Origin of the sequence: Dactylosporangium sp. CS-033363, assembly GCF_050942475.1 — a bacterium.
GTDB lineage: Bacteria > Actinomycetota > Actinomycetes > Mycobacteriales > Micromonosporaceae > Dactylosporangium.
The window spans coordinates 60727-69774 of the sequence record NZ_CP192033.1; the positions used below are offsets into that span (position 1 = coordinate 60727).

The following is a 9048-nucleotide window of genomic DNA, read 5'->3' on the forward strand; positions in this document are numbered from 1 at the left end:
GGTCGAGTGATGACGGTCGAACTGGTGCTCGAGCGGCGCACCCCCCACCGGAACCTGTTGCCGCGACGGCACCCCAGGATCGATCCGCAGCTCAAGTGGCTGATGGTCCGGTTCCCGTCCACAGTGGAGTGGACCCGACTCGGCGCCGACCGGTGGCAGGGACTCGACCACGACCGCACCCTCTACCGGTGGGTGCGGTTCGACCCCGGCACCGGCCGCATCGCCCACACGCACGGCGACCGGGAACTCCTCGACGGGCTGCCGCCGTCGCCGGCGTCCCCGGCCGTGTTCGCGATGTTCCGCCTCGGCCGCGAGCTCGACGCCGCGGCCGCCGCCGACACGCCCGCCGACGCCGCCGCCCAGGCCCTCACCACCGAGGTCGCCGGGTACACGTGCGACCCCGCCCGGGGCCGCACATGAGGTACACCGATGACGACGCGCCGGACCCCGCCGACCTGGTCCTCGACGCGACCCTCGCCCTCCACCGCCTCGAGCTGCTCTGGCCGCAGCTCGCCGCCGCGACCGTCCCGAACCGGGAACGCCGCCGCGGCGCCGGCCCGCGCTCGACGCTGCAACGCGCGTCCGCGCTGCGCGAGTTCATCCGCGACCGCCGCGCGGCGTTCCTGGCAACCCAGGCCCGCCGCTCCCCCGGCGGCCCGAAACCCGCGGCCGCGAACGTCACCGCCGTGTCCGTGCGCCGCGACGTCGCCGACGCCCTGGCCCGCCTCGCCGACCGGATGTGGACCGCCACCGCCGGCCGCGACCACGAGTGGCCCGTCTTCGACACCACCCAGGTCCGCCTCGCCGACCTGTGCCGCGCCTGCGACGGCACCGGCTACCGCGCCCGCCCGCCCGGCTGGTGGCCGGCGACGCGGGAGTGGCCGCCGCGGCCGCGCGACCTCATCGGCCCGGTGCAGCTGCCCGCCTGCCGGCGCTGCCACGACGGCGTCATCACCTGGACCGCGACGATCTCCGCCAGCGACCAGCTGGTGTACGCGTCGATCTCCGCGATCCGGATGTTCCTGCCCGAGTGCACCACCCTCGACCAGGTCCGGCCCGTCCTGCGCGTGCTCGAGCGGGCCGAGACCGCCGTCCGCGCCGCGACCGGCGCCGGCGACGACCGCCGCATCCTGCCCGCCCCGTGCCCCGTCTGCGACAGCCGCGGCACCCTGTACGCCGACGTCACCGCCGTCGACCGGCGCGCGTGGGTGATCCGCTGCTCCGCGCCCGGCTGCGAGTGCACCGGCCGCGGCTGCCCGTGCGGCCGCCCGAACCGGCTCCCCGGCCGCCGGCACCTGTGGCCGGCCGCCGAGTGGCACCGCCCCGGCGGCCTTGCCGAGCTCCTCGGCGTCGACCTGCCCGACGTCGTCGACGCCGACGGCCTGCCCGTTCCCCCCGTCGTCGCCGGGCCCCTCTGCCCCGGCGACGACGACGGCCTGTGCGAGCACGACACGTGCTCGTACCTCCACCGCCAGGGCGTGATGTACGCCCCGGCCCCACCCCCCGAGGAGACCCACGATGCGCACCACCCAGACGGACGCCCGGACGGACGCCGAGACGGTCACCCACAAGAAACTGTTCGTGTCCCAGCAGGAGTTCGCGCTGCTGGAGCGCGGTGAACTGTCGTTCCTGTTCCGGCCGAACCACGAATGGATCCAGCCCGGCGACCTGCTGGAGATCCGGCAGCTGGGCTCGACCCTGTTCAACGACCCGCCCGGGCGGGCCCTCTACCGCGTCGCCGGGACGATCGTGTCCGGGCAGCTGACCGCCCCGTCGCTGTTCGCGGTGTTCCGTTCGAAGGTCGTCACCGTCGACCTCGGGGACCGCGCGGCCGTGTCGCTGAAGCCGGCGCCCGGCCACAACTACCCGGGCATGGACGCCCCCGACAACATCGCCGAGCCGATCCGGACCACCCAGGCCCCGGCCACGGCCCCGGCCGACGACGACGAGACGGGCAGCGAGACGACCGCCGACCTCGGCAAACTCGCGGCCACCGACACCGACACCGACACCGACGACGCCGGCGCCGGCGAGCGGGTGCTGGAGCCCGCCGCGGCGTGACCGGCGTGATCGTCGCCGGCCTCGAGGAGAGCCCCGGCGGCCCCGCAGCGCGGGTGCAGATCGAGGCCAGCCTGCCGCACCACCAGGTCCTCGTGTTCTACGGCTGCGCGTACGTGTTCTCGAGGTGGGACGGCGCCCTGCCCGTCTACACCTACACCGACGAGCCCCCGGCGGACCAGCAGCCGTACGTGGTGCCCGTCAACGACAACCCCGACAACCCCGACGACGAGTACGAGGGCGACGAGGAGCCCGACCGGCCGGTCGAGCTCGCCACCGTCAACCCGCAATACCTGTAACCCCCCATATTGGACAGTCCACACAGGAAAGGGGCATTTCCACGTGGACGAGACACAAACCGCCGACCACCCTCCGACCTCCCAGGCGCCCGCCGGGGGTGCCCGTGCCTGAGTTCGCGCTGATCGGCGCCCAGGCCGCCGACCCGACGACCGTCTACACCACCGTCACCGCATGCCCGACGTGCAAGGCCAGGCCCGGCGCCCTGTGCACCGTCGACGGCCAGGTCCGCCCAGCCGGCGGCCTCGACCTGCGGTACGCCGTCCACCTCGAACGGCCCCCGGTCTACGTCCCGATCCTCGACACCGACCGGGGCGTCCCCACCCTCGACGGCCGCAGCCCGGCCGCCGTGGCGCTCGCCCTGCAGCACCGCGTCCGGCACGGCGGCCTCGGCTGCATCGTGCCGGGATGCATCGGTGACGCCCTGATCGCGGTTGCCGTCGAAGCGCCCGCCCGGCTGGCCCGGGTCGACCGCCTGCCGGGTGACGTCATCGACCTGTGCACCAGCCACGCCGGGGACCTGTACGGCGCCGCCGCCGACCCGACCGGCGACATCGCCGTGTGGCTCCTCACCGACCAGCTCGACGCCGGCGCCCCGATCGACTGGGCCGCCGTCCTCGGCTCGAACGTCGACCAGGCCGGAACCGTCGACGTGGGAGCGGGCGCATGACCAGCGACATCGCGTCGATCGTCCTGTCCGACGTGACCGCCATCCTCGACAGCGAACCGCCGCGGCGAGCCACGCTCACCATCACCCGCGACGTCGTCGCCGAGCCGGCCGCCCGGACCGTCGTCGACCCGCGCTGGGTGTACGTCGACCAGGCCGGGCACTTCCACGCGGCGGCCGCCGACGGTACCGTCCCGACCCTGGTGTGGCACGAGACCCGCACCTACGACCGGTTCGCGTACCTCCTCGACACGCCACACACCTACCCGCTCGAGTTCGTGGTCACGGGCGGGCACTGGCGGTGCGCGGTCTGCGCCGAGCAGATCAGCCCCGAGACCGCCGCGCACACCGACACCGCCGGGTGGCGGGCCTGGTCGGTGCTCCTGCAGGGCGTCAACCTCGCCGACGGCGGCCGCCACACGGTCAGAGTCACCACCCCGTCCGGCCAGGAAGTGTTCGGCGTCGCCCGGGCCGTCCCGACCGGCCAGCACCGCGGCACGGTGCCGATGGCGATGCTCGTCGGTGAGGGCGTCCTCGCCGCCCGGCCCGCTCCCGCCCGGCAGCTGCAGCCGGCCGGCCGATGGTGACCCGCCGGCTGCGGCGCTGGGTGGCCACCGGGCTGTGGGTGGTCGCGGCCGCCGCGCTCGTCGCCGGCGCCGCCCTGCCGCGCATGGGACTCATCGCCGCCGGGGACCTCCTCGTCGTCGTCGCCGCCCTGTGCGAGCCCGGCGGCACGAACCCGCCCCGGGACGCGTCGTGACGGCCGGGCCCGGCGCACCGCCGTACGACGACGACAGCGGCATGGCGCAGCTGGGCCTGGCGCTCGTCGGGGAAGTCGTCGACCTCGGCGGGAACCTGCGCCGCGAACGCGTCTCCGCCGAGCTCGACGGCGGCGCGTGGGAGGTGTGGGTCTACAAGATGCGCCGCGGCGGCATCCCGACCCTGCACCCGGCCCGGTTCGCGGTCATCGCCGTGCCCGCCGCCGAGGTCGACACCCTCGACGGTGAGGCCCTGGCCGCGTACGACCGGTCGATGCGGGCCATCGTGCTGCTCGAGCTGGAGTTCTACGACCTGCAGCACGGCCTGCAGGAGTCCGCATGATCGTCTACGTCGAGCTGGGCCGTGACCCGCTCCGCCCGCGCGGCCTGGTCGCCGAGCACGTCACCAGCGCCAGCCTCGGCGTGCTGCGCCGCATCCGCGCGACCCAGCCCGACGCGCTCGTCACGTTCACCCACGCCCGGCCGCACCTGGTCGCCGTGCCGCTGGGCCGGTGCCAGGTCCGCGCCGGCGACATCCGCAACGTCCGGCCCGCCATGACCGGCTGAACAGCACCACCCAGCACCACCCAGCACCACCAGCACGAGCACGGGGGGAACACCATGCACCGTCTTTACCGCCCAGCCCATCGGACCGGCCTCGCGGCGGTGGTCGCCGTCGTGGCGATCGCCGCCGCGGCGGCCGCGTTCGTCGTCCCGCCGCCCACGCTGCCGTGGCCCGCCTCCTGGCCGGCCCGCGAGACCGCCCCGGCCCGGGCCGGTACCCCATGAACGCCGGCGCCGCGATCGCGGTGCAGGACGCACCACCGGACGTCGACCCGCTGTACGTCGCCGACGTCGTCGACGAGCACGGCACCACCCGCCGCGTCGAGTACATGACCGCCGTGCAGGTCGCGGGGCGGCTGCCCGACGTCACCGCCGCCCGGCTGCGGACCTGGTGCGACCCGCGCCGGCCCGCCGGGCAGCTGCTCCGCGCCGTCACCGTCGCCGAGCTCGCCGCGGAGGTCTTCGGCCTCGAGGTCGCCGGCGACGAACCCGCCCGGGTCGCCGGCCCCAACGGGCCCGCGAACCTGTACCGGTACCACGAGGTCACCGCCGCCGAGATCGCCACCCGCCGGGCCGGCCGCGGCCGCCGCCGCACCGGCCAGTACGCCGCCGGCGTCATCGACCTGGTCCCCGCCGTCCGCCGCCGGCCCGCCCTCGGCGAACGCGTCCTCGCCGTCGCCGGCGGCGGCCCCGTCGACACCGGCGGCGTGTGCTCAAGATCCGACAGAACGTGCGACGCCCCGTACCAAGATCCGCAATACTCGATGTTCCGATGCCAGCTCCCAGCGCACGCGCCGGGCACCCCGCACGAGGCCAGGTACGACACCCGCCTGGTCCTGTGGGCCGACGCATGATGAGCGACCACCAGCTGTACCCGCTGATGCTCGCCTTCGCCGCGCTGCTGCTGCTCATCGGCTGCTGCCGGGACGACGACGACTGGGAGCCCCGCCCGTGACCCTGCTCGCCCTGCTCGGGATGGCGTCGCACGTCCTCATCGGATGGGACGTGCGACGCCTGGCCCGCCTGAAAGCCGCCGGCGTCCCCACCATGGGCCGCCCCGGCGGAACCGTGTTCATCGCCGTCTGCGCCGCGCTCTGCACCGGCCTGGTCGCGCTCATCCTGTACCAGGACGCCACCTGGGCCGAACAGGAAGCGGCACCGACCGGGTACGGGCTGTTCGGGACCCTCGCCCCGCTCGACCTGCAGAACCACGTCCAGCTGCAGCGCCTCTACGCCGGGATCGACGCCGACGACCCGCCGTCCAGCGAGGAACAGGCGACCCGCTGCCTCCGGCAGGTCGTCGACTACAACCTCCTCGCCGACCTGCAGGGCCCGCCCGCCGGCTACCCGCTCCACGTCGGCGACACCCCCACCACCGACTGCGTCTGACCCTCCGGCGTACGCGACCACGCCCCCGCTACGCTGAGACGGCCTGGGATGCGGCCTCCACCCCGTGCGCTCTCCAAGGCGCGCGGCAGCACGACGAAGCTCACGTGTCACGAGGGCCCGCGCCCCGGAGATCCCGGGGGCGGGCCCTCAACGCGTCGTCAGCCCGCCGCCGCGGCCCGTTCCGCTCCCTCGAGCGCCATCTGCCGCTGCGCCCAGCCGCGCGCTGCCGCCCGCACCTCAGCCGGCACCTGCTGCAGCGGCTCCTGCAGGCACGTGTCGGCCGGGTCGACCGGCGCATGCACGTACTCGTACCGCTCGACCGCCGCGACCAGGCCGAGGACCCAATCGGGTTGATCCGTGCCCAGCATGGTCCCCGCTACCTGCCCGTGCCCACGTGCCGGTACACCCACGCGATGTGCTCCTCGTCCTCGGTCACGTCGAGCCGCGGGTGCGGCCCACGCTCGTAGATGTGCCACCGGTGCGGCGGCCCGTCGACGATCACCTCCCTAGCTGGGAGGACCACCGGCTCGCCGAGCTCGTCGCCGACCGTCACCGCGTCGGTCGGCGCCCACCAGTACGGCCGGTTCACGAACGGGTCGGTGTGCACCCAGATCCGCTGTGCCGGGACGGCCCCGCCCGTGACCGGCTCGTCGCGGGCCTGCCCGTCCAGCGGGCCGCCGGCGAACACGACCGGGGCGGTGCCGTCCGCCCCGGACGCCAGCACCAGGCACGTGTACGCCCGCACCGCCCGGGCGAGCCGGTCCTCCAGGTCCACCCGGACGAACTCGAGCGGGTCCGCGACGTCGTCGACGACCTGGGCCAGGCTGAGCCCGGTCCGCCGGTCGGTGACGGTCACCTGCAGCAGCATCTGCCCGGGCAGGCGGCGGCGGGTCGCGGTCCAGACGAAGTCGTCCGGGGTCACTCGCGGCCGCCGGCCGGCTGCAGCTCGAACATCGGCCGGCGGGCGGCCGGGTCGATCCGGATCGGCATCCCCATGAGCGTGCTCGTCCCGCCCAAGCCCAGCGCGTTGACCATCACGTTCCGGGCGGCGCCGGCGTCGTCCAGCACCTGCGCGTCGGTGGTGTAGTCGACAGCGCTGACGACGGGCATCGGCACCCACCGCTGGTCGGCGTACCGGGCGGCGAGCGCGTCGTGGGACTCCCGGCACATCACCCACCCGACGCCGATCCACCCGTGCAGGTGCGCCTGAGCGAGGCGCCGGTAATCGGCGACCAGGTCCTCGAGCGCGGGCACGTAGTAGTCGGTGGCGGGCGCCCACCCGCCGGACACCAGGTGCCGGGCCAGCTCTCCACCTGCGTCGCGGGTCATGCCGTAGTGGGCGGCGGACCGGCGCAGCGCCGCCTCGAGCGACCGGCCCGTCCCGCGCCGCCAACCTGAGTCGGGGCTGGCGTCGACCTCGTTTACATTGGACACCGGGCTCACCCGACCTCGGCGAACGCCGCAGCGACCCGCTCGTCGCGGTCCGGGGCGAACACGTCGTACACCGTGACGCCGGCGCCGAACGTCGTCTCGGCGAGGTTGTCGGGGGTGAGCTGCGCCCACGGCCGCTGCGCGCGCAGCCCGGCCATGCCCTGCGCCCACTGCTCCGCGTCCGGGAGCAGGTACCAGCCGTCGCGGGTTTCCTCCTCGTACCACTGGAGCCGCTCGTCGCGGTCCGGGTGCGTCCGCAGCCAGTCGTCGCGGTCGGGTGCGTCGAGCCACGGCGGTGCCCAGCCGTCGGGCATCGGCGACGGCGACCAGGCGGCCATCTCCGCGTTCGGGAACCGGCCGGTGACGGTGTACGAGGTGACGACCGGCTCGTCGTCCCGCGCGCGGAGCAGCTGCAGGACGTCGCCCCAGCCGAGGTCGACGTCCTCGACCGGCCCGTGGCCACGGGGCTGGATCCGCAGGCTGCGGCGGTAGATGCCCGCGGTGAGGGCGTCGTCGATGATGCCGGCGAGCCATGCTCGGTCGGGCCCGTCGACCCACGCGTGCTGCTCACCCCATCCGCCGAGCTTCGCGGCGAGCCGCAGCGGGTCCGGGCCGGTGACGAGCGCCGTGTTCAGTTCGAGGTTCGCGGTCTTCAGCCAGTGCCCGGCGATCTGCAGGGTGAGGCCGTGGACGCGCAGGACGAGCGCGAGGCTGGACACGAGCCGGCGGCGGGCGGTGTCCGTGCCGTGTTCGCCGGCGGCCGCCTCGAGGTCGCGGAACACATAGCCGGTGCCGCCGTTCGCCTCGGGCGGGGCCAGGGCCAGCAGCGCCCTTGCCCGCTGCACTGCGGTGCCGGTGCGGTCAAGTCCCCACGCGTCGGTGCCGGGCTGCTCGCCGACGTCCCGCAGGTGGTGGAACTCGGCGCCGGCGAGGGCCGCCTGTCCGGTCGGGGTGTGGAACAGCAGCTGGCTCATGCGGCGGCCGCCGGCGTGCAGAGGCGGATGTCCCACCAGGCGTTGCCGTACTGGCGGGCGGTGAGGGTCCGTGCGGGCGGCAGCGGCGCTGTCCACGGCACGATCGGCGTCTGGGTGTACACGGTGGCCGGCGGGACCTCCTGCTCGATCATCTCCAGGAACGGCAGGTCCCACCACGTCTCGGTGGTGAGCCAGTCGACGTCGGGCAGCTCCATGTGGTGCTTGGCGGCGAACGCGCGGTCGGCGTCGGTCCAGCCCCGGTCCTGCAGGAGCCGGTCCCGGTGGAGGCCGTAGCGGGTGCCGCCGGGCCAGTCCCCGACCGGGGGCAGGGTGCCGTGGGCGGTCATGCGCCGGCCGAGGCCGTGGCGGACGTACGTCACGGTCATGGGGTTAGAACGCCCCGTCGGCGACCTGCAGCACGGTGAGACCGCGCTGCCGCCACATCTTGACGACCTTGTCGCGGTCGTCGAGGACCCACCGCACGTGGGCCTTCGGCTCGACGTGCTGCAGGTAGAGCTCGCCCTTGACGAGCTCGTCGGGGCGGAAGTCGCCGTGGGTGCGCATGTACAGCTCGTCGCCGTAGGCCCAGTCGGCGCCGGCGAACAGGTGCAGCCACCCGGCGGTCGCCTCGCGGCAGGCGTCGCTGCGGCCGGACATCCAGGTGACGTAGTCGACGGCGCCGCGTAGCCGCTGCACGACGTCGATGATCGGGTCGATGGGTGCGTCTTCGCCGACGCGGTGCCAGTCGAACGGGGCGCGGCGGCCGGGTTCGCCCTTGTGCATGTTGGCGACGGTGCCGTCGACGTCGACGAGCATGGTGGTCAGCCCTGGTTCTGCCATCGTCTGGTGCCCTCCCCGTGGTGGTGGACGATCGCCGCGAAACGTGTGCATCATGGGTTTCGGACGCCGT

At 74.6% G+C, this 9048-nt stretch carries 18 protein-coding genes; 12 read left to right on the forward strand and 6 right to left on the reverse strand.

Going from position 1 to position 9048, the window contains the following annotated elements; all coding sequences use genetic code 11:
• Positions 1-9: 9 nt before the first annotated feature.
• From ACQPZ4_RS51560 to ACQPZ4_RS51615, 12 genes are all read left to right on the forward strand, one after another.
• Positions 10-420: a hypothetical protein gene (locus ACQPZ4_RS51560; RefSeq protein WP_433067296.1), complete on the forward strand. Its 411-nt coding sequence runs from the start codon at positions 10-12 to the stop codon at positions 418-420.
• Entirely contained in the window at positions 417-1619 is a 1203-nt protein-coding gene (locus ACQPZ4_RS51565; protein WP_433067299.1) for a hypothetical protein, read from the forward strand. The genes ACQPZ4_RS51560 and ACQPZ4_RS51565 overlap by 4 nt, the downstream gene beginning before the upstream one ends.
• Positions 1582-2061, forward strand: coding sequence for a hypothetical protein (locus ACQPZ4_RS51570; protein ID WP_433067302.1), 480 nt, complete (start codon positions 1582-1584; stop codon positions 2059-2061). Before ACQPZ4_RS51565 ends, ACQPZ4_RS51570 begins: the two co-directional genes overlap by 38 nt.
• Complete coding sequence (locus ACQPZ4_RS51575) at positions 2058-2357, forward strand: hypothetical protein (RefSeq protein WP_433067304.1); 300 nt, start codon at positions 2058-2060, stop codon at positions 2355-2357. Before ACQPZ4_RS51570 ends, ACQPZ4_RS51575 begins: the two co-directional genes overlap by 4 nt.
• A gap of 104 nt (positions 2358-2461) precedes the next feature.
• Positions 2462-3025, forward strand: a complete 564-nt coding sequence (locus ACQPZ4_RS51580; protein ID WP_433067306.1) for a hypothetical protein — start codon at positions 2462-2464, stop codon at positions 3023-3025.
• A complete protein-coding gene (locus ACQPZ4_RS51585; RefSeq protein ID WP_433067309.1) occupies positions 3022-3609 on the forward strand; it encodes a hypothetical protein in 588 nt (195 codons plus the stop codon). The genes ACQPZ4_RS51580 and ACQPZ4_RS51585 overlap by 4 nt, the downstream gene beginning before the upstream one ends.
• Positions 3603-3782 (forward strand): hypothetical protein, encoded by a 180-nt coding sequence (locus ACQPZ4_RS51590; protein ID WP_433067312.1) that lies wholly within the window; start codon positions 3603-3605, stop codon positions 3780-3782. The genes ACQPZ4_RS51585 and ACQPZ4_RS51590 overlap by 7 nt, the downstream gene beginning before the upstream one ends.
• Positions 3779-4123 carry a hypothetical protein gene (locus ACQPZ4_RS51595; RefSeq protein ID WP_433067315.1) on the forward strand — a complete coding sequence of 115 codons (345 nt, stop codon included), beginning with the start codon at positions 3779-3781 and terminating at the stop codon, positions 4121-4123. Before ACQPZ4_RS51590 ends, ACQPZ4_RS51595 begins: the two co-directional genes overlap by 4 nt.
• Complete coding sequence (locus ACQPZ4_RS51600) at positions 4120-4347, forward strand: hypothetical protein (RefSeq protein ID WP_433067318.1); 228 nt, start codon at positions 4120-4122, stop codon at positions 4345-4347. Before ACQPZ4_RS51595 ends, ACQPZ4_RS51600 begins: the two co-directional genes overlap by 4 nt.
• Positions 4348-4401: 54 nt before the next feature.
• Positions 4402-4569, forward strand: a complete 168-nt coding sequence (locus tag ACQPZ4_RS51605) for a hypothetical protein (RefSeq protein WP_433067321.1) — start codon at positions 4402-4404, stop codon at positions 4567-4569.
• Positions 4566-5198, forward strand: a complete 633-nt coding sequence (locus tag ACQPZ4_RS51610) for a hypothetical protein (RefSeq protein ID WP_433067324.1) — start codon at positions 4566-4568, stop codon at positions 5196-5198. The genes ACQPZ4_RS51605 and ACQPZ4_RS51610 overlap by 4 nt, the downstream gene beginning before the upstream one ends.
• 97 nt (positions 5199-5295) lie before the next feature.
• On the forward strand, positions 5296-5733 hold the full coding sequence (locus ACQPZ4_RS51615; protein ID WP_433067327.1) for a hypothetical protein: 438 nt from the start codon (positions 5296-5298) through the stop codon (positions 5731-5733).
• 158 nt (positions 5734-5891) lie between these two features.
• Here ACQPZ4_RS51615 and ACQPZ4_RS51620 read toward each other — a convergent pair whose 3' ends face one another.
• Genes ACQPZ4_RS51620 through ACQPZ4_RS51645 form a run of 6 tightly spaced genes read right to left on the reverse strand, consistent with a single transcriptional unit; the run spans position 5892 to position 8978 of the window.
• Complete coding sequence (locus ACQPZ4_RS51620) at positions 5892-6101, reverse strand: hypothetical protein (RefSeq protein WP_433067330.1); 210 nt, start codon at positions 6099-6101, stop codon at positions 5892-5894.
• Positions 6102-6109: 8 nt separating this feature from the next.
• A complete protein-coding gene (locus tag ACQPZ4_RS51625) occupies positions 6110-6655 on the reverse strand; it encodes a hypothetical protein (protein ID WP_433067333.1) in 546 nt (181 codons plus the stop codon).
• The gene (locus ACQPZ4_RS51630; RefSeq protein WP_433067336.1) at positions 6652-7167 is read right to left on the reverse strand and encodes a hypothetical protein; all 516 of its coding nucleotides are present in this window, start codon (positions 7165-7167) and stop codon (positions 6652-6654) included. Before ACQPZ4_RS51630 ends, ACQPZ4_RS51625 begins: the two co-directional genes overlap by 4 nt.
• 5 nt (positions 7168-7172) lie before the next feature.
• Positions 7173-8138, reverse strand: a complete 966-nt coding sequence (locus ACQPZ4_RS51635) for a hypothetical protein (RefSeq protein ID WP_433067338.1) — start codon at positions 8136-8138, stop codon at positions 7173-7175.
• Entirely contained in the window at positions 8135-8524 is a 390-nt protein-coding gene (locus tag ACQPZ4_RS51640) for a hypothetical protein (protein ID WP_433067341.1), read from the reverse strand. The genes ACQPZ4_RS51635 and ACQPZ4_RS51640 overlap by 4 nt, the downstream gene beginning before the upstream one ends.
• 4 nt (positions 8525-8528) lie before the next feature.
• A complete protein-coding gene (locus ACQPZ4_RS51645) occupies positions 8529-8978 on the reverse strand; it encodes a hypothetical protein (RefSeq protein WP_433067343.1) in 450 nt (149 codons plus the stop codon).
• Positions 8979-9048: the final 70 nt, after the last annotated feature.

Coding starts and splice junctions, on each gene's coding strand:
- ACQPZ4_RS51560 (WP_433067296.1), top strand. CDS start 10: ATGACGGTCGAACTGGTGCTCGAGCGGCGCACCCCCCACCGGAACCTG.
- ACQPZ4_RS51565 (WP_433067299.1), top strand. CDS start 417: ATGAGGTACACCGATGACGACGCGCCGGACCCCGCCGACCTGGTCCTC.
- ACQPZ4_RS51585 (WP_433067309.1), top strand. CDS start 3,022: ATGACCAGCGACATCGCGTCGATCGTCCTGTCCGACGTGACCGCCATC.
- ACQPZ4_RS51590 (WP_433067312.1), top strand. CDS start 3,603: ATGGTGACCCGCCGGCTGCGGCGCTGGGTGGCCACCGGGCTGTGGGTG.
- ACQPZ4_RS51600 (WP_433067318.1), top strand. CDS start 4,120: ATGATCGTCTACGTCGAGCTGGGCCGTGACCCGCTCCGCCCGCGCGGC.
- ACQPZ4_RS51605 (WP_433067321.1), top strand. CDS start 4,402: ATGCACCGTCTTTACCGCCCAGCCCATCGGACCGGCCTCGCGGCGGTG.
- ACQPZ4_RS51610 (WP_433067324.1), top strand. CDS start 4,566: ATGAACGCCGGCGCCGCGATCGCGGTGCAGGACGCACCACCGGACGTC.
- ACQPZ4_RS51620 (WP_433067330.1), bottom strand. CDS start 6,101: ATGCTGGGCACGGATCAACCCGATTGGGTCCTCGGCCTGGTCGCGGCG.
- ACQPZ4_RS51635 (WP_433067338.1), bottom strand. CDS start 8,138: ATGAGCCAGCTGCTGTTCCACACCCCGACCGGACAGGCGGCCCTCGCC.
- ACQPZ4_RS51640 (WP_433067341.1), bottom strand. CDS start 8,524: ATGACCGTGACGTACGTCCGCCACGGCCTCGGCCGGCGCATGACCGCC.
- ACQPZ4_RS51645 (WP_433067343.1), bottom strand. CDS start 8,978: ATGGCAGAACCAGGGCTGACCACCATGCTCGTCGACGTCGACGGCACC.